A 22,762-nucleotide genomic window follows, 5' to 3' on the forward strand; every position below is an offset into this window, starting at 1 on the left:
ATCAATGATTGGCGTAACCCGCCCAAGTGTCAACCTCAAGTCGCGATCGCGCTACTCGCCCGCGAATTTCGCCTTGGTGTCCACCAGGGTGAGCTTGGTCAGCGGCACGCCGGCCTTGGTGAGGCCGTCGCGATAATGCGCGATGTCGGCCGGATTGCGCCAGCGGATGTTGCTCAGGAGGCGCTCGATCGTCATCCACGGATGCTGGCTCAAAAGCGCCGCGACGGCCTCGCCGGCTTCGACCGAGCGTCCGAGCTGCGCCAGCGCGGCGGCGCGGATGGCGAGGCACTGCAGATGGTTCGGGTTCTGATAGTGCGACTCCCGCGCCCAGGACAGCGAGGCGTCGTACTGGCCGAGCATGTAGTGGCTGAATGCGCTCAGCACCGACCACTGATAGCGCGGATCGCTGTTGCCACGCTGGGCCGCGACCGAGAACAGCTCGATCGCCTGGCGGTGCTCGCCGGCGACGAGATGGCAGACGCCGAGCACGCCGCGCGCACCCATGTCGTAGGGATTGAGCTGCAGCGACTTGCGTGCCGCTTCCATCCCGGCTTCCACCCGACCCTGCATGGCGTGGACATAGGCCAGCAGCGAATAGGAGAAGGACGAGCGGGAATCGAGCCGGACGCCGGCCTCGGCGAGCGCCATTGCCTCGTCCCACAGCTCCCGCGAATTCCTGATCCAGCCGAAATGGATGCCCTGCAGCAGGATGGTGCCGAGATAGGTGTGGGCGATGGCGAGACCGGGGTCGATCCTGATCGCCTCGCGGAACAGCGAAATCGAGCTCTCGTAGTCGGCCTTGGTCGGCTGGTAGTAGTGCGACAGCCCGCGCAGGAAGCGGTCCCACGCCGTGAGGTCGGTGGTCTTGGACCGCACCGGCACCGCCGCCTCGGCACGGTAGATCTCGGGGATCAGCGCGGTGCACAGATTGGCGGTAATGTCGTCCTGCACGGCGAACAGGTCGCCGATGTCGCGGTCGTAGCGGCCGGCCCACAGCTGCTCGCCGTTCTCCGGCGCGACCAGCTCGGCGGTCACCCTGATCTTGTCGCCGGAGCGCCGCACCGAGCCCTGGATCAGATAGGTCGCATCGATCTCGCGCGCGATCAGGCGGGCGCTCATGCCGGCATGCTTGAAGGCGAAGGTGGAGTTGCGGCTGAGCACGCGGAAGAAGGACTGCAGCGACAGCGCGTGGATGAGGTCTTCCGCCAGGCCGTCCGAGAAATATTCGTCGGTCTCGCCGCTGAGATTGGCGAACGGCAGCACACCGACGATCGCAGTCCGGTATTGCGCCGGCAGGGTCGTGGCGGACCGCTGCTCGCGGCTCTTCTCCGGCGAGGACGGATCCCAGGTCCAGACGTTGATGGTGTCTTCGATGTTCTTGAAGCGGAACGGCCCGCGGTCGACGAAGGTGACCGTGAGGTGCTTGCTGGCTTCCTGGTAGGCCTTGTGGGAGACGGCAATTCCGCCGGGCGGTGCTGCGGCTTCAAGTCGCACAGCAGTGTTGACGCCGTCGCCGAATACCTCGTCCTCGTCGAAGATGACGTCGCCCATGTTGAGGCCGAGGCGAAACTGCATCACCCGGTCGGCCGGCAAATGAGCATTGCGCTCGGCCATCAGCTTCTGCACCTCGACCGAGGCCGCGATGGCGCCGACGACGCTCGGAAATTCCAGGAGAAATCCGTCCCCTGTGTACTTCACGATGCGGCCGCCGTGATTGAGGATGATCGGGTGGATGGCGCCGCGATGCGCCTTGAACGCGGCATGGGTTCCCGCCTCGTCGGCGCCCATCATCCGCGAGTAACCGACCACATCGGCACAGACAATCGCGGCCAGCCGTCTCTCCATTCCGTCTTTGCTCCTACTCAGGGCGATACCACGGCAACAGCAGTCGAATCCAATCAATTTGCGGAAGCAATGTGTAGGCCATGTGGCGGGCCGGCGACATGCGGTCCGATTGGCTCACGTCAGCCCGGCCCTGATCAGTCCGTCGCGGTAGTGGTCGATGTCGTCCCGGCGTTTCCACCGGATGTTCTTGATGTGGCGATCCAGCGTGAGCCAGGGATATTGCGCGCGCAGCGCGTCGACGGCGTCGCTCGCCTGGTCCGTCGCACCAAGTTGCGCCAGGGTTGCCGCGCGGATCGTCAGCGCCTGCAGATGGTTCGGGTAGAGAAACAGCTCCTCGCGGGCCCACGATAACGCGGCCTCATAACGGCCGAGCAGGTAGTGGCTGTAGGCGTTCAGCGCCGGCCATTGATAGCGCGGATCGCTGTTGCCGCGCTGGGCCGCGATCGAGAACAGATCGATGGCCTGCTGGTGCTCGCCGTTGACCATATGGCAGAGCCCGAGCACGCCGCGCGCCCCCATGTCGTAGGCATTGAGCTCGGTCGCCTTGCGCGCCGCCTTCATGCCGTCCTCATGGGCGCCCTGCATGGCCTGCACGAAGGCCAGGATCGCATAGGCGAAGGAGGAGCGCGCGTCGAGCCGCACGCTGTCCAGCGCCAGGTTCTTCGCCTCGTCCCAGAGCTCGCGCGAGCCCTTGATCCAGCCGAAATTGATGCCCTGCATCAGAATGGTCGCGAGATAAGCGTGCGCGAGGCCGAGCGTGGGATCGAGCGCAATGGCTTGTCGAAACAGCGAGATGGAGATCTCGTAGTCGGCCTTGGTCGGTCGGTAGTAGTGCGACAGACCGCGCAGGAAGCGGTCCCAGGCGGTCGGGTCGGTCGCCGGCGCACGGACCGGAATCGAGGCTTCGACACGATAGATCTCCGGCATCAGCGCCGCGCACAGGCTGGTGGTGATCTCGTCCTGCATCGCGAACAGATCACCGACGTCGCCGTCATAGCGACCGGTCCACAATTGAGCGCCGGTCTCGGGCGCGATCAGCTCCGCCGTCACGCGGAGCTTGTGACCAGAGCGCCGCACCGTTCCCTGAATCAGGTAGGTCGCATCGGTCTCGCGTGCGACCAGGCGGGGATTGAGGCCGCGGTCCCTGAAGCGAAACGTCGAGGTGCGGCTCAGGACACGGAAGAACGATTGCAGCGACAGCGCATGGATCAGGTCGTCCGCGAGCCCGTCGGCGAGATACTCGTCGGCGCCGTCGGAGAGGTTGACGAATGGCAGCACGCCGACGATCGCCGTGCGATATTGCGGCGGCAGGCCGGTGACGCTCGTCCCGGCCCGGATCGCCGCCTCGCTGCCGGGCTCCCATGTCCACGCCTGCACCGGCTCCTGCAGGTTCTTGAACTGGAAGCTTCCGGCGCTGGTCAGCTCGATGGGGAGTTGCGGGCCGGCCTCCTCATAAGCCTTGGCCGAGACAGCAACACCGCCCGGGACGGCGATCGATTCGAGATTGACGGCGACATTGATGCCGTCGCCGAAGGCCTCGCCGTCGTCGATCGTGAACTCACCCTTATGAATTCCGAGCCGGAAGCGCATGTTGCGGTCGGCCGGCAGATCGGCGTTGCGCTCCGCCATCAGGGACTGCATCTCGACCCCGAACTGGATGGCGCTGGCGGCGTTGGCGAATTCCAGCAAAAAGCCATCGCCGGTGTGTTTGACGATGCGGCCGGCGTGATTGAGAATGATCGGGTGGATGGCGCCGCGATGAGCCTTGAAGGCGGCGTGCGTGCCGTCCTCGTCGATTCCCATCATGCGTGAATAGCCGGCGACGTCGGCGCAAAGGATGGCAGCGAGGCGTCTTTCCATCACATCGTGCTCCCGCCTCGCGCATACCACGACCGAGGCGGCCGAATCCAACGCTTTTCCGGACCCTATCGCGGCACCTTTGCCATGCGGCCCCGCGCCGGCCTCTGCGGTGCGAGACAGCAATGCCGAGGCCAGGTAGATGATTAGACCGGTATCGTTAGGAAATGTTCAATCATGCTCGGCATTCACGATCTGCCTTTGTTTCTCGTCTCCGGGCTGCTGCTCAACATCACGCCGGGTCCCGACACCGGCTACATCGTTGGCCGCAGCGCGCAGATCGGCTGGCGCGGCGGGGCCGCTGCCGCTTTCGGCATCAGCACGGGGTGCCTCGTTCATGTGTTCGGAAGCGCGATCGGGCTGTCGGCGCTGCTCACGGCCTCCGCCACGGCCTTCGCGGCGGTGAAATGGGCCGGTGCGGCCTATCTGGTCTATCTCGGCATCACGCAGCTTCTGGCGCGGAGGCCGGACGCCGCCAGGGCCAGTGATGCGACGTCGATGCCGGCGGTGACGCTCCGCCAGGTGTTCTGGCAGGGCGCGCTCACCAACATTCTCAATCCGAAGGTTGCGATGTTCTTTCTCGCCTTCCTGCCGCAATTCGTCGCAGCCGATGCGCCGCACAAGGCGCTCGCCTTCCTGCTGCTCGGCACGATCTTCATCGTCAACAGCACGATCTGGTGCCTCGGCGTCGCCGTCGTCGCGGCCCGGGCTGCGCGCCGCGTGCGCGGCTCGTCCGCCGCGCTGCTCTGGCTCAACCGCGCGATCGGCGGGCTGCTGATCTATCTCGGCGTCCGGATCGCGATGCTCGAGGCGCGCTGACCTACCAGAGCAACTCGACGACCGCCGTGCCGGCGAGATACAGGCCGAGCAGGATCATGGCGATCAGGAACACACGGCGGAACGCCTCGGCCGGCAGTCGGGATCGCGCTGCCTGGCCCGCGAACATGCCGACAAAGGCGCAGGCCATGGCGACCGCGCCGGGCAGGGCGGTGGCCGTGCTGAGCAGGCCGGAGCTCGTCAGGTTGAACGCCAACGTGATGGTGGCGACCGTGAAGAACACGCCGAGCGCCTGGACCAGCTCGTCCTTCTCGAGCCCGATCGCCTGCATGTACGGCACCGAGGGCACGACCTGCACGCCGGTGGCGGCCGAGATCAGCCCAGTGACGAGGCCGACGATGCCGCCGACCCATTTCTCGTGCGGGGGCGCGACCTTGAAGGCGAACTTGGTGAGGCCGAGCAGGGCATAGAGCATCAGCAGCACGCCGAGCGCGACGTTGCCCCAGCGCGTCGAGGCATGGCTGAGCGCGCCGGCGTTGAGGCAGATGCCGATCGCGGTGCCCAGCATCAGCGGCCAGAGGCGCCTGGCGATATCGCGCAGATAAGGGCCGGCGAAGGTCTGCCAGATGTTGGTGATCACTGCCGGCACGATGACGATGGCGAGCGCCCGGCCGGGCGGCATGGCGACCGCGAGCAGCCCGACCGAGATGGTCGGCAGGCCGAGGCCGAGCGCGCCCTTAACGAAGCCGGCCAAGGTGAGCGCCAGGGCGATGAAGATGAGGATGGGGTCGATCATGGTCGTCACATTGACCAGACCGCGCTGGCGGCACAATGTGGAGGTTACGGAGCAAGCCTTCGTCCAGGACTGAGGCAGGATGACCATGCGTTTCGATCTGGTCGATCTCAGACTTTTCATTGCCGTGGCCGAGGCCCGCAGCATCACCGGCGGCGCCGACCGGGCGCATCTGGCGTTGGCCTCGGCGAGCGCGCGGATCAAGGGTCTGGAGGACGCGTTCGGCGTCGAGCTGTTCAAGCGCGGCCGGCGTGGCGTGGATCTGACCGCGGCGGGCGAGAGCCTGCTCGATCACGCCCGCATCATCATGGCCAATGTCGAGGCCATGCAAGGCGAGCTTTCGGGCTTCGCGTCCGGCCGCCGCGCCAATGTGCAGCTGCTCGCCAACACGGTCGGCCTCGCCGAGCATCTGCCCAAGGCGCTGGCCGCCTTCCTGCGCGAGCATCCCGACATCAACGTCGACGTCGAGGAGCGCGAAAGCACCGAGATCGCCGAGGCGATCGCGTCCGGCAGAGCGGATCTCGGCTTTGCGGCGGAGCATGCGTTGCCCGAGACGATCGAGCGCTTCGCCTTCGGCGAGGACCGGCTGATCCTGGTCGCCGGGCGGCGCAGCCCGTTCGCAGCCCGCCGGCAGATCGACTTCAGCGAGACCGCGGGGGAGGATTTCATCGGCCTCACGCAGGGGACGGCGCTCAACGTCCATATCGGCCGGCACGCCGCGCGGCTCGGCATCCGCCAGCACGTGCGGGCCAGGCTGCGCGATTTCGACGCGATCTGCCAGATGGTGGCGGCCGGGATCGGCATAGCCGTCGTGCCGGAAGCGGCGGCGCGGCGTTGCGCGCGGTCGATGCCGATCAGCCTCGTCGCGCTGCGCGATGCCTGGGCCGATCGCCGGCTCGTGATCTGCGCCCGCAGCTTCAAGGCGCTGCCGCGTCCCGCGAAGCTGCTCGTCGAGCATTTGCGCCGGGCCGCCGCGTGAGGCGTCCGGCGACAGGCCGGACGTCTCCGTTCAGCTCGAGGCGGAGCCAGGCCGGTGGAGGCGGGCTCAGCCCGCTGCCAGCCGCTTCAGCGCCGCTTCATGGACGCGCTTGTCGCCGGCGGCGACGATCCGGCCGCCGTTCTGCGCCGGGCCGCCTTCCCAATCGGTGACGATGCCGCCGGCGCCGTTGATGATCGGGATCAGGGCGGCGATGTCATAGGGCTTGAGCTCGGTCTCGATGACGAGATCGAGATGGCCGGCGGCCAGCATGCAATAGGAGTAGCAGTCGCCGCCATAGCGCGACAGCCGGGTCTCGGCCTCGACCCGGCCAAAGGTGGCGCGATCGGCCTCGTTCATCAACAATGGGCTCGTCGTATAGCACACCGCGTCCGCGAGACGCTCGCAGCGCCGGACCGAGAGCCGGCGCTCGCCGCCGCCGTTCTTGTAGTTGGCGGAGCCGTTGTCGCCGGCGAAGCGCTCGCCGATGAAAGGCTGGTGCATCATGCCGAACACCGGCGTGCCCTTGTGCAGCAACGCGATCAGCGTGCCCCAGGTCGGAAAACCGGCGATGAAGGACTTCGTGCCGTCGATCGGATCGAGCACCCAGACGTAATCGGCGTCCGCGCGCTCATTGCCGAACTCCTCGCCGACGATGCCGTGCTGAGGAAAGTTCGCCTTGATCAGGCGGCGCATCACCGCCTCGGCGGCGCGGTCGGCCTCCGTCACCGGATCGAAATCGTGCCTGCTGCTCTTGTTGTCGACCAGCAGCGAGGTCCGGAAGAACGGCAGGATGGTTTCGCCCGACGCGGTCGCCAGACGACCGATGAAGGCGGAGAAATCGATGACCGTCACAACGCGTCCTTGGGTGAGGGAATCGGGTGGCAATGAGCGGCTATGCCTAGCTCAAAGCGGTCCGGCGTGCATCCGGATATGGAACGCTGGCGTGGCATCTTGGATACCGTTTGGTGTCCGGCCCGCTGGCCGGGCGCGATTGATCCGTCGCTGGCCTCTCATGTGAAAGTGAAAGCGAAACCCGCGGTCCCTCTCGGGTCGTTTGGAATCTCCAATCAAGCCATTGACATCTATGATGAAAAGCAGAGGGCTGGGTCGCGCTGAACGCAACCCGGCCTATGTTTTTTTGCATGGAGAAGGGCGGAAAAACCCTTGCGCTTTGTGCAGCGCGATTGCATATTGTTGCGGTGCGGTAGCGCTTCGCGTTATCGCTGCCCTCCTTGGGCGTTTCCTCCCTAGACTTGGGCCGCTTGTCATTCAAGCGGCCCTTTTTTTTGTGCCGACGCCACCCGCCGAAATCCCTCGTACCGAAAGCGCAGCCGGTCTATTCCGCCGCCGCCTGGAACGGCCCGAGGTCGCCGAGCGGCACCGTCGCCAGCACCTCGGCGAGCACGGCGAGATCGGAAGCGACCTGCGCGAAACGCGGTCCGCGCTCCCTGCGGCGCTCGTCCATGTAGACCGCGCGATTGAGCTCGATCTGGATCGCATGCAAGCCCGTGGCCGGATTGCCGTAATGCTCGGTGATGAAGCCGCCGGCATAGGGCTTGTTGCGGCCGACGGAATAGCCGAGCCGGCCGAGCACGTCCTCGACCAGGTCCGGCAGCAGCGACGCGCAGCTCGTGCCGTAGCGGTCGCCAATCACCATGTCGGGCCGGCGCGGCTCGTCGCGCGAGACGCCGACCGACGGCATCGAATGACAGTCGACCAGGACGACCGTGCCGAACTGCTGGTGCACGCGGTTGATCAGCCGGCGCAGCGCGCGGTGATACGGCTTGTACAGCGTCTCGATGCGGTGCAGCGCCTCGTCGACGCTCAGCCGGTCGCGATAGATCTCCTGGCCGTCGCCGACCACGCGCGGGATCGTGCCGAGGCCGCCGGCCACCCGCATCGAGCGGGTGTTGGCAAAGCTCGGCAGCCGCCCGGTGAACATCCGCGGATCGAGCTCATAGGGCTCGCGATTGACGTCGACATAGCAGCGCGGGAAATGCACCCGGACCACCGGAAACCCGCGCGACAGGAGGTCGCCGATCAATTCGTCCATGAACGAATCTTCGGAGCGCCGCAGCGACGGCAGATCGATGCGCGAGGCCTGGAGGAAATCGTCGGGGTAGGCCGATCCGGAGTGAGGGGAATTGAAGATGATGGGCGCGCGCCATTCGGTCGGCTCCATGATCTCGAACGGCGGCAATTCGCCATCAAAGTCCGTCATCTCTGGGCGCCGTCCCCTTGGTCACGTGCGTCGATGTCACGTCCGTTGATGCGCCGGTATCCTCCGGCCGATTCGCGCTGGACAACGCAGGCACTGCTCTTGCCAACGCACATCTTCGATAATCCGAGCCGTTCTGCCAAGCGAAAAGCAATGAAAAAGTTCACCCGCCGTTTGGAACAACTCTGAGCTGGCGTGCTGTTTCGGTCGAAGACCGCACCTTCAGCCCTCAAATTGCCTTGCCGATGTCGGATCAAAAGGCGCAATCTTTCACCCGAAATTTACCGCCCGTCAGGCTTAGTGGCGGCAACGCTCCGCCTCTCACCCGGACCAGACAACCCCTCGCCATGCACAAAATCCTGCTCGCCGAAGACGACAACGACATGCGCCGCTTCCTGGTCAAGGCATTGGAAAATGCCGGGTTCCAGGTCTCGCCCCACGACAATGGCATGTCGGCCTACCAGCGGCTGCGCGAGGAGCCGTTCGAGATGCTGCTCACCGACATCGTGATGCCGGAGATGGACGGCATCGAGCTGGCGCGCCGCGCCTCCGAGCTCGATCCGGACATCAAGATCATGTTCATCACCGGCTTCGCCGCGGTCGCGCTGAACTCCGATTCGGAGGCGCCCAAGAACGCCAAGGTGCTGTCCAAGCCGGTGCACCTCCGCGAGCTCGTCAGCGAGGTCAACAAGATGCTGGCGGCCTGAGCCGCCGGGGACGGACGTCCGGAACTGGCGGATTATTCCCAATTTCGGCATTTTGCGTCCTTGCCTGCCTGCGTGGGAGCCGATATAGGGACGCCCACCCGAACGGACTTCTGGACTAGGGCACGTAGCTCAGCGGGAGAGCACTACCTTGACATGGTAGGGGTCACAGGTTCGATCCCTGTCGTGCCCACCATCGGCCGATCCGGCCGGTGACCCAACCTCGGTCCATTCCCCGACCTTCGAAGAACCAGGCACCGAGATCCAGGCGCTGACATTGTCGGCACGTGCGATTTTCCGGTGCACGGAGGCGCACCTGCGCCGAACGCGAGGCCTGCAGAGCGGCATGCCGATGGACGGTCCGGTGCTGGCCGATTTGGCGAACTTGACGTTGTCGACATGATCAAAGGACATGGCTTCGCTGTCTCGCGGCGCGCTGTCGCGTCCGAGGCTTGCTGATCGATCGCCCTCTTCGAGAAGAGGGCGCGGGGAATGCCGGGCGCTGGCCGCACCCATGGCCCGCCTGCAGAAAAAAAGCAGGCGGCAGTCACCACAGGTTCAGCCGAGAACACCCGGCATTCCCCGCGCGATGGTTTTGACGGCTGCTTCGCGATCTCCCCGGTGCGCCGGGCTTTCTGGCCACCGTATCGCACAACGTGCTTGCGCACGTTGCGCTGGACATCAGCATCGGGATGCCAGGACCACGCGACTTGACCGTGCGCATCAACGTCGTTCGTCGGCGCGGCTCAGCCACGCTGCAACATCGACACGCCCACCGCATCCCGCCTCGACGTTCGTGACGACCGCGAAGCGCCCCTCTTGTGAGACGGGACGGACGAGAGGAAAGCACGATTTCTGGAAAAAAGAAACAGAAATCTTCTTGCTCGAATGGCCGGCGAGGGCGATGTGTTTGAACCGGCGCGCGAAATGAGTTTTTCGGCGCATGCGGTTGGGGCCGCAATCGACCTCGAGCCCGCGGGGATGAGCCGGCACATCGCGCCTCGTGCAGGCTGCTTGCGCGGCAGCGATTTGCCCGGCGGGCCGGGCCACTCGATCTTTCGCCGACGGGTCGTGAGTTCGAAGAGACTGGCCGACGGCCGAACGGACCATTCACCGCGCTGCCTTCAAACCATCGGCGACTTCATCGATCGATGGTCCTGAGGCCGAAAAGCAAGCAGGCTGACGAGAGCGAGCCCCCAAACGCCAACCCCACCGTAAAGCATCACCCATCCAAAGCCTTGGACAAGCGCCTGATGGACGAGCGACTCCGACAGCTCTGGAACGGAAACAAGACTTCCTGCGGCGATCCTCTCGGCGAAGAAGCGCAGATGCGCGGCGTCCAATGAATCCGGCAGCGCATTTTTGAGGTGTGCCAGCACGCCGCTGATCAAGATGAAACCCATCACCGCGATATTGATCGCCAGTGAGATCATCCGGGCGCTCATGTCGATGCCGGACGCCATACCGGCACGATCGCTCGAAACCGCACCCGTTGTCGTATTGGTAACAGGGGTGTTGGTCAGGCCGAGGCCGATCCCGGCGAACAGCGACCCGGGCAGCATCGTCAGCCAGCTTGCCTGCGCGGCGGCGCTACCAAATTTCATCAGAATGAAGCCCAGACCGATCATGAACAGGCCAACGGGAATGACGAAACCGGGCTGATAGCGTAGCGAAAGCCGCTCCGCCAGCGGCGGCACGACGAGCGTCGGAAGGGTGTAGGCAAGCAATGCGAGACCAGCAGAGACACTGTCGTAGCCGAGGCCCGCCTGAAACCAGATCGGCAAATAGATCATGAAGGGCCAGAAGCTGAAGTTCATCGCGGCCGAGCCGATGATTGCGCCGGAAAAAGCGCGGATGCGGAATACCGAGAAGTCGAACATCGGTCGCGGGCTGAACCTTTCGGCGATGATGAAAGCGATGAAGCTCGCGATCGCAACGCCAATGACGCCCAGGGCGGTCGGGCTGGTGAAGCCAAGATCCGGTCCCTGCGTGATGAAGAAAGCGAGACAGAAGACCGACAACGACAGTGTGATGATGCCCGCAACGTCGAGACTGCCGGCCTCAGAGTCCTTCGATTCCTGAACGCCGCTGAGGGTGAGCATCAGTGTCAGGATCGCAAACGCGACATGGACGAAGAACACCCACTCCCAGCTCGAGACCGCGACGATCGCGCCGCCGATGACCGGACCGAAGCCGAGACCAATGCCGAAGATGATCCCCCACCAGCCGAAGGCGATGGCGCGCTGCCGTCCTTCCTGGAATTGATGAGAAAGGATGGCGATCTGACAGATCAGCATCGCGCCGCCGCTGAGGCCCTGGAGAAATCGGGCGCCGATCAGCACCGAGACGTTCTCGGTCACGCCGCAGACAAGCGACGTCACGCCGAACGCGGCGATAGAGACCATGAAGATGCGCTTGCGCCCATAGCGGTCGGCCAGCGTCCCGGTCGCCATCAGAACGGTCGTCACCGCGATCGTATAGGCGTTCATGATCCATTGGAGTTGCTTGAAATCGGCGCGCAGCACCTGCTCCAGCGTCGGCAGGATTGCGGGGATGCTGGAAATCTCCAGGCCGAACATGAGGGACGAGAGGCAGGCGGCGGCCAAGGCGATTGTACTTCGGCGTGTCAGTGCAGGGGTCATGATTCGGCCTTCCGACGTTGTGGTCGGCAATGGTGGAGTCCAGCGGTGATGAGAGGCGGCGCAACTCGGTTCGCGTGTTGCGGTGGGACGCAACATAGTCGGGACTTGACCATTCCAGAACTGGATGGTTGGATATTTCAAAGACAGCAAATTTGGATAGATGGGATGACCATACTGGACGTGGATGCCGTCCAGGCCTTCGTGACGATCGCCGATCAGCAGAGCTTCACGCGGGCGGCGGAGGTGCTTGGCACCACCCAGGGCGCGATCAGCGTAAAGCTGAAACGGCTTGAAGACCGGCTCGGCCAGAAACTGATCGAACGGACGCCGCGGTTGGTCCGGCTGTCGGCGCAGGGCGCGGTGTTCCTTGAATCGGCGCGCGACTTTCTTGCCGCCCATGACCGCGCCGTCGCGGGGCTATCCTCGACTCGTCGCCGGTTTGCGCTCGGCATTGCCAGCCATGTGGCGGGATCGGAGATTCCGACACTGCTGGCGCGGTTGAACGCACACGACCCGGCGCTCACCATCGAAGTGCGGCTCGACAATTCGCGCAACCTGCTGGACGCTTTCGACCGTGGCGAAATCGATGCGGCGATTATCCGCAGGGAGGACGACCGGCGTGATGGCGAGGTGCTTGCGCCGGAACACTTCGGCTGGTTTGCATCTCCGGACTTCGTGCATCGAGCAGGCGAGCCGCTGCGTTTGGCCGCGTTGTCGCCGTCCTGCGGAGTCCGTGACATCGCCACCCGCGCGCTCGACGCTGCGGGAATAGCCTGGACGGAGGTTTTCCTCGGCGGCGGTTCCTCCGTCGTGTCCGACGCGGTTTCGGCCGGCTTGGCCACCGCCGTATTCTCGTGCCGGCTCGCGCCGGCCGGCACGGTCGAGGTTAGCCGGCGGTTCGGACTGCCCTCGCTTCCCTCGTCCGAAATCATTCTTCTCTCGACACTCTCGGACGCCAAATCCCGCGAAGCGCTTAGAACCCTCGCGACTGCGTTTCGCGAGCACCGTCCATCCTCGGCGTAAATATCGCTTGTCGTCGTCCATCGCTCCCCGTCGAGTCACCCAGGCCGACATCGGCGCTTTGCCCTGCGTGCGGATGACTGGAAGCCGTCTCAGCAGACCGCTGACGTCAGACCACATCGATGGTGGGAAACCGCGCGTCGCCCGCGATGCAATCCCAGGCGAACTGGCGCACGCGGTCGAGCCAGACCGCCGGTGCCATGGCGGAGGTTCGAGCCCTTGGTCAGCGGCCCGGCGGCCCAGGTGAAGCGTCCGCCGTCCAGGAGCAGCGCGTCGAGCGCCTTCGGCACGAACGCGGCCACATCAGCCTGCTGAGCCGGCGTCAGCCAATCCCCTCCGAGCAACAGCGGGATGACGTTTGCCCCATCGGGTGGACATGAATCGAGCTAACATGTCCACTCGTGGACAATTGCTCGCTGAAGCCCGCGTCATGTTCTAAGACGATATCTTTGGACACATCGTCGATCGTGCGTATGAGCTCCTGGGCGTCCCGCCTCTCGTCGCCGCCGAAGACCCATGCCTGGAACCAAAAAGTGGCATTTTGCGCGGGCATCCCCATATTAGCTAGATGGCAAAATGGCAGAAATCGAGCACGCGGCAACCGCATAAGACAAAGGCTGAGCTCCGTGAGATGCTGACCGAGGCGGTCCGGAATACGGCGAGTTCGGGCCCGCGACCGAAGCGCCTGGCGAAACTCGACGGCGTTGCTGATGGGGCGGCGGCTTCCGTCGATTAGGCTTCTGCGTCCTGGCCTGGTTCGTTCAGTCCATACGAGCGAAGTCTTTCGAAATTTCGTGAAGGAGTTAGGATGCGCAAGTTTCCCGAGCCCGTCAACGCCGGGCCGTCTGGTCAACGTATTGCTTACTCGTAGCGCAGCGCTTCGATGGGATCGAGCCGAGCGGCCTTTCGCGCGGGGTAGTAGCCGAAGAATATGCCAACGGCTGCCGAGAACAGGAACCCGCCGGCAATCGCGGTCAGGGATATCGGCGCCGGCCAGCCTGTGAGGATGGAGATGGCGACGGACAACGCCGCGCCGATGACAATTCCCACGATGCCGCCGCTGACGCTGATGAAGATCGCCTCGGCAAGAAATTGTAGCAGGACGTGCAATCTCCGCGCGCCAATCGCCATCCGTAGTCCGATCTCCCGCGTTCGCTCCGTCACCGAGACGAGCAGGATGTTCATGATGCCGATGCCGCCGACCACAAGCGAGATGGACGCCACCGCGGCCAAGAGGAGCGCCATGATGCGGCTGCTTCCCTCCGCGGTCTGCGCAATCTGACTGAGGTTGCGCACGGAAAAATCGTTGATGGTGCCTGGGCGGATGCGGTGACGCCGCGCCAGGATTTCAGTAGCCTGATCGATCGCCGCCTGGATGCCGGCCTGATCCACCGCCTGCACGTAAATCTGATTCACATACCCGGTCATGCGCGGTTGAAGCCCATACGGATTCGGCGGCGTCGGATAAATCCAGTTGATCGCCGTTTGCTGCTGGCTTGGGGCGGCAACGCCGATAATCTTGCGCTCGGCGGTGGTGAACGGAACCATGATCAGATCGTCCTGGTCCTGCCCAAAAGATGTCTGTCCCTTGGTTTCGAGAATTCCGACCACCCGCAACGACACACCCTTGGCCTGCACCGTCGCCCCGATCGGATTCTGAGAGGTGCCGAAGAGTTGCCGGCGCACGGTCTCGCCGAGGACCGCAACCAGCGCCGAGCTTCGCTCGTCCTCCGGAGTGATCGCCCGCCCTGCGGCGATCTGCCAGTTCGTCATCGGAGGATAATTGGCGCTTACGCCCTGAATGCCGGTGGTCCAGTTCTGGTTCGCAAAGCGGATCAGCCCCGGCTGGCGGATGAGGTAGCTCACCGCCCCGGCGGCGGGTGCCTCCTGCCGGATCGCCCGGACGTCGGCAACGGTCAGCGTCGAAGCGCTTCCGGAGCCCCCCCGAGCGCCCCCGCTTGTGGCGGCGCCCGGCAGGATGACCACGAGGTTGGTCCCGAGCCTTGCGATCTCCTTTCGGACCGCCTCGTTCGCCCCCTGGCCGACGGACACCATGACAATCAATGCGGCGACGCCGATGAAGACTCCAAGCATTGTCAGCGCTGAACGCATCTTGTTGCGCCAGATCGCCTCGGCGGCCGCCGTCATCACCATCCAGGCAAAGGGCCATGATGCGACCGACATTGCGACGTAGGCCGACCGCTCCCTGGGCCGGACCAATTTGTCCGCCGTCCCGCTGGCCGGCTGCGGCGCCTTGGCGACCTTTGTCTTCTTCACATCCGTGATGATCTGGCCGTCGCGCATGGTCAGCACGCGATCGGCAAAGGCCGCGACATCCGGCTCGTGGGTCACCACGATGATGGTGACGCCCTGTTCGCGATTGAGCGAGCTGAGCGTCTGCATGATCTCGTTGGAGTTGCGGGTATCGAGATTGCCGGTCGGCTCGTCTGCCAACAGCAGGCTCGGCTGATTGATCAGGGCCCGCGCGATTGCCACCCGCTGCTGCTGCCCGCCCGACAACTGGCCCGGCGTGTTGCGCTCCCGGTCCCGCAGTCCAAGCTTGTCCAGAACCGCGCGGGCCCGCTCGAAGCGCGCGCTCGCGTGGCTCTGGCCGGACATCGCGTACAGAAGCGGCAAGGCGACGTTGTCGATGGCGCTGGTGCGCGGCAACAGATTGAAGCTCTGGAATACGAACCCAAGCCGCTCGCTGCGAAGGCCGGCGAGATCCGGCTCCGCAAGCTGCGCGACGTCGATGCCGTCGAACCAGTAGTGACCGGCGGTAGGCCGATCGAGGCAACCGAGGATCGACATCAGCGTCGACTTGCCCGATCCGGACGCGCCCATGATGGCGATGAACTCGCCATGTTCGACGATCAGGCTGACGTCCGAAAGCGCGCGAACGTCGATGTCGCCGACATGATATGTCCGCGACACTCCCTCAATCCTGATAACCGGCTCCGCCATGTGCCTTCAATCGTTGTGGCTGATGCGATCAGAGGCGGGGCCGCGGCACGCTGGAACGTGCTTTCGCTGAATTCCGTTGCTCCGCGACGATCACCCGGTCGTCGATCTTCAGGTCGCCTTGCACGATCTCCGTAAACTCGTCGTCGTCGAGCCCGACCATGACCTGAACCGGCACCGGCGATCCGTCCCGCAGCACCCAAACGCGCGCTTGTTTCGTGTCGCCAAGGGCGGTCCCGGTCGGGACATAACGCAACGCCCGGTTCGGAACTCGGAGCACGCCGCTGCGCCGATCGATGATGATCCTTGTCGCCGCCGTCAGGCCCGGCTTGAGCGCCAGATCAGGGTTGTTGACGCTGACGACGACATCGTAAGTGATGACGTTCTGCACGGTTTGCGGGGACTGGCGGACCTGGGTCACCGTTCCCTCGAACAGACGTTTCGGATATGCGTCGACCGTGAACGTCGCCTTGTCGCCATTCTTGATGCCGCCGATGTCGCTCTCGCTGACATTGGCGTCCACCTGCATCCTGGTGAGGTCGGTCGCGATCAGAAACAAGGTGGGAGTCTGGAAACTCGCCGCCACAGTTTGTCCCATGGTGACGGCGCGCGAAACGACCGTGCCATCGACCGGCGAGATGATGTTGGTATAGTCGAGATTGACCTGTGCCGCGGCGAGCACGGCTTCGCGCTGCTGGATGGTGGCCCCGTCAAACGCAATTTGCGCCAGAGCCTGATCGTACACGTTTTTCGCATTGTCGTAGGCGTCCTCCGACACGGCGCTTGTCCTGACGAGCGTGGCGAGGCGTTCCAGGTTGGCCTTGGCATAGGTGAGCGATGCCTTGTCCTTCTCCAGTTGCGCTTTCGCGATGGCGAGACTGGCTTTCGCCTGATCGACGATGCTCTGATAGGGGCGGGGATCAATCTTGGCGCAGCTTTGTCCGCGTTTGACCTGCGTGTTGTAATCGCAACTCAATTCCTGGATCACGCCGGAGACATAGGTCCCGACAATGATCGTCAATTCCGGATTGACCGACCCCGTGGCGTTGATGTCGCGCGCGATGTCGCCGATCGCAACAGATGCTGTCTCATATCGAACTGAAGCGTCGCCGCTGAACGACCACCAGATGCCCAGGAATGCAGCAAGAAGCAGTGCCGCGATCCCAACGATAACCCAGCGCCTCGTCGCAAATCGTGGCTGTACGGCCGGCTCGCTGACCGGGCGTCCAGTCGATGGACGCGGCACATAGGGCAGAGCTTCCCTGCTTTCGGCCGCAGCACCAGTGCCGAGCTGCGTGTTCATCTCGCTTTGGCTCCGGGCCTGGGATGATGGTCATTGCCACCATAGGCTACGGCTAGGCCGAATTGTTGATTGGGATCAAGCTATACGGCCCGGTGCCGGCCAAGGCTGCGGCGCTCATTGGGGGGCCGGTGGAATACCAGCCAACGTCGTCTGGGCGCGGCCTCAGAGACTTCCCTTCAGGCCGAGAAATGGTGGGTGTTACATAGAAAATGTCCCGCCGCGTCACGGGATCCTTTGGAGGGCGCCGGCCAACGCAGCCGGCACCGGCAGAATCAGATCCGACCCAAAAGTAGCAACACGACGAGGACGATCAGGATGAGGCCGACGACACCAATCCCGCCGTGGCCGTAACCGTAGCCGTAGCCGCCAAAGCGGCCGCTGAAGCCACCAAGCAGGAAGATGACGAGAAGGATGATGAGGATAAGTCCGATCGACATTGCCCGCCTCCTTTTTATGGGTCCCGTGGATATTGGGTCTCCTGGTCGTCCGAGTTGAGTACGCAATCTTCAAGCTTCCGGCACAGGCCGTCGCCGGCAGGGAAAGAGCTATGCTACTTCTTTTCTATTGAAATGCCGCGCTCGCCGATGCTGATTTCGACGCCAGCGGTCTTCTGTCGATCCCGGTAGACTTGATAGCCCAATGTCACCGCGACGACGGCGAGTGCGTTGAAGCTTACGAGGCCGTCACTACGTCATTTTGATGCAAATCAACCGACACAAGCGAGACCTAGGCTGCAGTCCAGGCGGCGGGTGTCCAAGAGCAGACGAACGCGACCCCGTTCCCTCTACTAGGCTGCGGGGTCGGGCGGCAGCGGGTTGAAGTAGGCTTATGGCGGCCCGAAGAAGACTCGAGGGCGTAATCATCTAGCCGCGAGATCGGCTTCTATGGTATTCCATCCATGGGCCGCAGATTGCCGTCTGCCGGAAAGCGCAAACAGGAGTTGAGAATGTTCGGGCTGAAACGGCCGACTCGCATTGAACTCCGTGCCAACGACGCGGCTATCGTTGTTCGTGAAAATGGCGAGATGGAAAATGTTCATCCGGCAGGCAAAGGGCGACGAGGAACTTCCGCCCGGCCAGGTCGTTCTGGCCCTTTTCGGAATGACATTTCACGATGAGCGAGTGCGCAGACTGTTGGCGCAAATTGTAAAAGAGAAGCAAAGCCCAACATGACGTCGCCGCAGGTCGTCGTGCGCGCGGCGCCGGATCAGTCGGCTTGGGGTGCGGAGTTCATCAGATGATGGCGGTGAAAAGGCGCGGCGAAGTTAGACCTCACGCGAGGGGCCGGCACCGTCGCGATCCTCGTTGAAGAGCGCTCTCAGCAAACGCCAAAGTTCGCGGTGACCAGCTGTTTGACCGCCCTGCGTCAGATAGTCCGAAATATCCATTGTCGCCGTTTGGTATTCGATCGTGCCCCCAATGCCAGTCTCCAAACGCGCCACCTCTCGCTCGACATACAAGTTCTTGGTGTCTGTATCGAAGACAAGGAAACAGCGATCCTCGCGTGTGATATCGGGGCCTTTTACCTGGCGATACAGTTCCCTTTTTAGGAAGGCCATTGTCCGCTCCCGACGAGGACGATGCGATAGCTATGTGTCTTGGGTTAACAAGGTTCTGACCCTTGTAGCGGCGTCATAGATTTCGATTTTGAGCATCGGATAAGTCGACTTCAGTTTACGACCTGATGCTTCGGCCGCTTCGGCCGTCTCAAACGCCGACTTGAAGTGCCCGTCGACAATGACCACAAATCCTTCCGACGGCGGCCGGTCGGCACGTGGCACCTTCTGCTCAGACTCCTCAATTGAGCGAACTGACTTCTTCATCGGAGCTCTCATTCTATCGCAGAGGCGTGACGGAGGCTCGCTGAGACCAAGAAGCCGATCAAGCTACGAAGTCTCATTCGATCGCGGCACCGGAGAAGGCGAATGACCAAATCCGGAGACCGCGACCGGCTTACCTCGGTCTGGTCTCCGGCTTTCTGCCGCGCAGAACTAAGCGGCCTTGCCAGGTGCGGCGGCCTTGTTCGGTGCGGGGCTTGCGCTCGGTGGAGCACCTGTCTTGATATCGATCGTCTTGGTGGTCTTCACCGCCTTGGCCGGCTTCTTGATGGCGAGATGCAGCACGCCTTTGTCGAAGTGAGCTTCGACGGCTCCCTCTTCCGGCTCGAATGGGAGAGACATCGATCGATAGAATGAGCCGTAGCTGCGCTCCTCGACGTGCCAGTCCTTTTCGTCCTTCGTGCTCTCCGCCTTCTTCTCGCCGGAGATAACCAGCTGGTTGCCGTCCAGGCTGACCTTGATATCTTTGTCGTCCACGCCGGGAAGTTCGGCCGTCACTTCGAAAGCATCCTTGGTCTCCGCCACACTGACTGCTGGCGCCCCGGCACCAATGCTGGGAGAAGGCAAACCCTGATCGAAAACGCGAAGCGCGTTCTCCATTTCACGCCGCATGGCCCTGAATGGGTCGAATGCAGGCTCCTGGCTGGTAGTCCACAATCTCGGAAGGCTCATCTGGTTTCTCCGCAGGTTGAAGAAAGAGAAAAACAGCCTGCTCCTCGCGGTCATGGCGACCTTGATGTAGCGCAAAACCGCGGGGGTAATTTCGAGGCGGAAAGGCCGGCATGACGATAAAGGAGAACGCGTCAACCGAGTTGACCTAATCACGGCAACAAGCTTGGGCTGCGCGGCGCATGTTTAGCCGTGACGTTCCCAGGCGCAGATGAGCGCTACCGCGTCTCTTCTATATATCTTGGATTAATCGTGCCCTCAGCATGGCACGTGGCGGCGACGATAGCAGTAGGGACAACCGTATTGGCCTGGTGCGTAGTAGCCCGGCGCGAAATGGCCGGGTCCGTAGGCAGCGACTCCAGCTTCGGCGCCGGGGATGCCAGAGCCAGTTGCGGACTCCGGAGGCGCGGTAGTAGCGGCCACGATAGCGTGAGTAGTCGACCTCCGTCACGCCGGACGAGCAGGCCCTTGTTTCAGAAGAACAGCGCCCGGCGAGACTGGAGCAGCCTCTGAAGGGGAGCACGGAGTCCAATAATGTCCACTCATTTTCATGAGTGGACAAGGAGGAACGGAGCCCGCCAATGAGGCGTCCAGCTATAGCGGATTTGTTCTATTTCGAGCGGTTGATCTGAATAGATGACAGGTTTGAATCACGACAGACAGGCGGAGACTCCGGTTACTCTCACGGGCATGGATGTCGTAAGCCGTCGTAACCAAGATACGTGCCGGAATACGGGTCATAAGACCTGAAGCGTTGCGCACAATAGCTGACCGCGTCGCCCACATAGGGAGCCGGAGCGACGTAGACCGGCCCGGGACCGTAGCCGTAGTATCCGTAGGGTTGCGTTGCCCCAATGATCGCTCCGCCGATCAGCGCGCCAGCGATGCCTGCACCAATTCCGACACCCGCGCCGCCGTGCCAGCCATGGCGATATCGCACGGTCTCGACCGATGGCGCCACGGCGCTGCGCAGCATCAGCGGGGAGGTTACCGGAGCGGCAATGACGGGGGCAACGAGAAGTGGTGTGGTGGCGATGATGAGTGCAGCCAGCACGGTTTTGGACGACTTGTTCATAGGGCATCTCCAAGATCATTTTCGGGGAGCGCAGCTACCCGCATCCGGTGTCTCAAAAACGACAATGATCCGGGAAGGCCTGTATGAATTGATCTAGCGCAACGTCAGCGTGCATCGATTGGACAAATCTGATCTTGTCTCATCGGAGAGCTCGTGAAGCTGCAGCGCTGCGTGATTGAGCGCGGTCAGCGCATCCTCGTCATCATCGAAGGTCGCGACGCCGCCGGCAAGGATGGCACGATCAAGTCGATCGTCGAACCTCTAAGCCCGCGTGATACCCGCGTCGTAGCGCCAAGCAATCGGGAACAGTGTTCATGGTACTTCCAGCGTCACGTTTCGCACTTGCCCGCGGCAGGAGAGATCGTGCTGTTCAATCGCAGTTTATATAAACGGGCTGGAGTTGAGAGCATCATGGGCTTCTGCACCAAGGAGGAAACCGAGGAATTCCTCGAGATCGTGCCGGCATTCGAGGCAATGATCGAGCGTTCGGGTATCACGCTGCTCAAGTACTACCTTGATATTTCGAAACAGGAGCAGTGGAGGCGGAGCCTTTTGCGGGTTGCGAGACGGACGGGCCGCAGAGCAGGATCGTCGCCAATACTGCAACGAATGACGGCGCGACGACAATCGCACGACAACTCCTTTCCGGGACGGACCAGCCGCCCAGTGCATCTACGTAACGGCAATTAGTTACCTATCACGAGTGCGGGAACTTGGCTGCTGATGGTGAGAAAGATTCTCAGCCGTCGCCGCCGCCGGCGTCGTGATGGATCAGAGGCGAATGAGTTGCTTGGGTTTGGCCTGTCGGGACATTGGCCGAATTCGGATTGTTGGCATCGTGCGTGGAATGTTTCATCGACAAGGAGCAGCTTGAAATGGATCGCCTGCCGGCCGGCGCGTTCGTCAGCCCATGCGGCGCGGCAACACGGTTCGACGTCGAGGGACAGCGGGCCGCGGCCGGTTGGAAGTTCCTATGGAGCGGGCGCGGCGGAAGCTGCTAGAACCGACGCATTCACGAGGACAGAACAATGACAGCCAAACGCGTGGTGTTCACCGGGGGAACAGGCAAGGCGGGCAGGCATGTGCTGCCGCATCTGCAGGACGAGGGCTACGAGCTCCTCAACGTCGACCTCAAGCCGTTCGATCACCCCGGCATCAATACCCTGATCGCCGATCTGACGGACAGCGGCCAGGCCTTCAACGCGCTGACCATGCATCATGGCTTCGGCGGCTTCAACGCCGGACGGCCGCCACGGGCGCCGGATGCGGTGGTGCATTTCGCCGCGATCCCGCGGGTGCTCATCGAGCCCGACAATGAGACCTTTCGCGTGAACACGATCAGCACCTACAACGTCATCGAGGCCGCGGCGAAGCTCGGCGTGCGCAAGATCATCATCGCCTCCAGCGAGACCACCTATGGCGTATGCTTCGCGGAGGGCGACAAGGACTTCAGGAGCTTTCCGCTCGAGGAGGACTACGACACCGACCCGATGGATTCCTACGGGCTGTCCAAGGTCGTGAACGAAAAGACGGCGCGGGCGTTTGCGATGCGCTACGGCATCGACATCTATTGCTTGCGCATCGGCAACGTCATCGAGCCGCATGAATACGACAGGTTTCCCGGCTTTCTCGCCGATCCCCCGTCGCGCAAGCGCAATGCGTGGTCCTATATCGACGCCCGCGACCTCGGCGAGATCGTGCATCTGGCGATCCAGAAGGACCGGCTCGGCTTCCAGGTCTTCAACGCCGTCAACGACACGGTGACGGCTGATATCCCGACGCGCGAGCTGCTGCGCCGCTACTGTCCCAACGTCCCGATCACCCGTGAGCTCGGCGAGCGCGAAGCGCCGCTGTCGAACCGCAAGGCGCGCGAGGTGCTCGGGTTCAAGGAAGCGCACAATTGGCGGAAGTACGTGAAGGCGGGGTAGGGCGATCTGACTTGACGATCAGGGTTGTAGCCCGGCTCTCTCCACGACGTCATGGCCGGGATCGTCCCAGCCATCCGCGTCTTCATGCGTGGAGGAAAGGACGTGGATGCCCAGGTCAAGCCCGGGCATGAAGAGTAACTCGACGGGCAGGCGT

General features: G+C 63.2%; 20 protein-coding genes and 1 tRNA gene. 7 read left to right on the forward strand and 14 right to left on the reverse strand.

Annotation, left to right across the window (positions count from 1 at the left end; all coding sequences use genetic code 11):
- Positions 1-51 precede the first annotated feature (51 nt).
- Positions 52-1,845, reverse strand: coding sequence for an adenylate/guanylate cyclase domain-containing protein (locus tag QX070_RS08700; protein WP_315736480.1), 1,794 nt, complete (start codon positions 1,843-1,845; stop codon positions 52-54).
- A 114-nt stretch (positions 1,846-1,959) separates the two neighbouring features.
- Entirely contained in the window at positions 1,960-3,705 is a 1,746-nt protein-coding gene (locus tag QX070_RS08705; protein ID WP_315736481.1) for an adenylate/guanylate cyclase domain-containing protein, read from the reverse strand.
- 174 nt (positions 3,706-3,879) lie between these two features.
- Here QX070_RS08705 and QX070_RS08710 point away from each other — a divergent pair, with 174 nt between their 5' ends.
- The gene (locus tag QX070_RS08710) at positions 3,880-4,521 is read left to right on the forward strand and encodes a LysE family translocator (protein WP_315736482.1); all 642 of its coding nucleotides are present in this window, start codon (positions 3,880-3,882) and stop codon (positions 4,519-4,521) included.
- A 1-nt stretch (position 4,522) separates the two neighbouring features.
- On the opposite strand, the gene QX070_RS08715 is transcribed toward QX070_RS08710, so the two are convergent.
- Positions 4,523-5,275, reverse strand: coding sequence for a sulfite exporter TauE/SafE family protein (locus QX070_RS08715; protein WP_315736483.1), 753 nt, complete (start codon positions 5,273-5,275; stop codon positions 4,523-4,525).
- An 85-nt stretch (positions 5,276-5,360) separates the two neighbouring features.
- On the opposite strand from QX070_RS08715, the gene QX070_RS08720 reads away from it, so the two are divergent.
- Positions 5,361-6,251, forward strand: coding sequence for a LysR substrate-binding domain-containing protein (locus QX070_RS08720; RefSeq protein ID WP_315737053.1), 891 nt, complete (start codon positions 5,361-5,363; stop codon positions 6,249-6,251).
- A gap of 66 nt (positions 6,252-6,317) precedes the next feature.
- On the opposite strand, the gene hisN is transcribed toward QX070_RS08720, so the two are convergent.
- Together hisN and QX070_RS08730 are read right to left on the reverse strand one after the other, a co-directional pair.
- A complete protein-coding gene (hisN, locus tag QX070_RS08725; RefSeq protein WP_315736484.1) occupies positions 6,318-7,103 on the reverse strand; it encodes a histidinol-phosphatase in 786 nt (261 codons plus the stop codon).
- 484 nt (positions 7,104-7,587) lie between these two features.
- Positions 7,588-8,472, reverse strand: a complete 885-nt coding sequence (locus QX070_RS08730) for an N-formylglutamate amidohydrolase (RefSeq protein ID WP_315736485.1) — start codon at positions 8,470-8,472, stop codon at positions 7,588-7,590.
- Positions 8,473-8,816: 344 nt separating this feature from the next.
- Between QX070_RS08730 and cpdR the strand changes: the two genes are divergently transcribed.
- Positions 8,817-9,176: a cell cycle two-component system response regulator CpdR gene (gene cpdR / locus QX070_RS08735; RefSeq protein ID WP_006610087.1), complete on the forward strand. Its 360-nt coding sequence runs from the start codon at positions 8,817-8,819 to the stop codon at positions 9,174-9,176.
- A gap of 118 nt (positions 9,177-9,294) precedes the next feature.
- Positions 9,295-9,369 (forward strand) — tRNA-Val (locus QX070_RS08740).
- Between the two features lie 527 nt (positions 9,370-9,896).
- Here the strand turns inward: QX070_RS08740 and QX070_RS08745 are convergent.
- Together QX070_RS08745 and QX070_RS08750 are read right to left on the reverse strand one after the other, a co-directional pair.
- Positions 9,897-10,283, reverse strand: a complete 387-nt coding sequence (locus tag QX070_RS08745) for a hypothetical protein (RefSeq protein ID WP_315736486.1) — start codon at positions 10,281-10,283, stop codon at positions 9,897-9,899.
- A 14-nt stretch (positions 10,284-10,297) separates the two neighbouring features.
- Positions 10,298-11,815 (reverse strand): MFS transporter, encoded by a 1,518-nt coding sequence (locus QX070_RS08750; protein ID WP_315736487.1) that lies wholly within the window; start codon positions 11,813-11,815, stop codon positions 10,298-10,300.
- Between the two features lie 165 nt (positions 11,816-11,980).
- On the opposite strand from QX070_RS08750, the gene QX070_RS08755 reads away from it, so the two are divergent.
- The gene (locus tag QX070_RS08755; protein WP_315736488.1) at positions 11,981-12,838 is read left to right on the forward strand and encodes a LysR family transcriptional regulator; all 858 of its coding nucleotides are present in this window, start codon (positions 11,981-11,983) and stop codon (positions 12,836-12,838) included.
- An 858-nt stretch (positions 12,839-13,696) separates the two neighbouring features.
- On the opposite strand, the gene QX070_RS08760 is transcribed toward QX070_RS08755, so the two are convergent.
- From QX070_RS08760 to QX070_RS08790, 7 genes are all read right to left on the reverse strand, one after another.
- On the reverse strand, positions 13,697-15,799 hold the full coding sequence (locus QX070_RS08760) for an ABC transporter permease (protein ID WP_315736489.1): 2,103 nt from the start codon (positions 15,797-15,799) through the stop codon (positions 13,697-13,699).
- A gap of 28 nt (positions 15,800-15,827) precedes the next feature.
- The gene (locus QX070_RS08765) at positions 15,828-17,099 is read right to left on the reverse strand and encodes an efflux RND transporter periplasmic adaptor subunit (protein ID WP_315736490.1); all 1,272 of its coding nucleotides are present in this window, start codon (positions 17,097-17,099) and stop codon (positions 15,828-15,830) included.
- 272 nt (positions 17,100-17,371) lie between these two features.
- Positions 17,372-17,536 (reverse strand): DUF3309 family protein, encoded by a 165-nt coding sequence (locus QX070_RS08770; RefSeq protein ID WP_315736491.1) that lies wholly within the window; start codon positions 17,534-17,536, stop codon positions 17,372-17,374.
- A gap of 827 nt (positions 17,537-18,363) precedes the next feature.
- Entirely contained in the window at positions 18,364-18,657 is a 294-nt protein-coding gene (locus QX070_RS08775) for a hypothetical protein (RefSeq protein ID WP_315736492.1), read from the reverse strand.
- A 30-nt stretch (positions 18,658-18,687) separates the two neighbouring features.
- The gene (locus QX070_RS08780; RefSeq protein WP_315736493.1) at positions 18,688-18,921 is read right to left on the reverse strand and encodes a hypothetical protein; all 234 of its coding nucleotides are present in this window, start codon (positions 18,919-18,921) and stop codon (positions 18,688-18,690) included.
- Positions 18,922-19,089: 168 nt separating this feature from the next.
- On the reverse strand, positions 19,090-19,662 hold the full coding sequence (locus QX070_RS08785; protein WP_315736494.1) for an Hsp20/alpha crystallin family protein: 573 nt from the start codon (positions 19,660-19,662) through the stop codon (positions 19,090-19,092).
- 625 nt (positions 19,663-20,287) lie between these two features.
- Entirely contained in the window at positions 20,288-20,680 is a 393-nt protein-coding gene (locus tag QX070_RS08790; protein ID WP_315736495.1) for a BA14K family protein, read from the reverse strand.
- A 153-nt stretch (positions 20,681-20,833) separates the two neighbouring features.
- Here QX070_RS08790 and QX070_RS08795 point away from each other — a divergent pair, with 153 nt between their 5' ends.
- Positions 20,834-21,370 (forward strand): hypothetical protein, encoded by a 537-nt coding sequence (locus tag QX070_RS08795; RefSeq protein WP_409999158.1) that lies wholly within the window; start codon positions 20,834-20,836, stop codon positions 21,368-21,370.
- Positions 21,371-21,708: 338 nt separating this feature from the next.
- Positions 21,709-22,608: an NAD(P)-dependent oxidoreductase gene (locus tag QX070_RS08800; RefSeq protein WP_315736496.1), complete on the forward strand. Its 900-nt coding sequence runs from the start codon at positions 21,709-21,711 to the stop codon at positions 22,606-22,608.
- The last annotated feature ends 154 nt before the right edge of the window (positions 22,609-22,762 follow it).

It is taken from the genome of Bradyrhizobium sp. SZCCHNR1093 (assembly GCF_032381175.1).
In the GTDB taxonomy this organism is placed as follows: domain Bacteria; phylum Pseudomonadota; class Alphaproteobacteria; order Rhizobiales; family Xanthobacteraceae; genus Bradyrhizobium.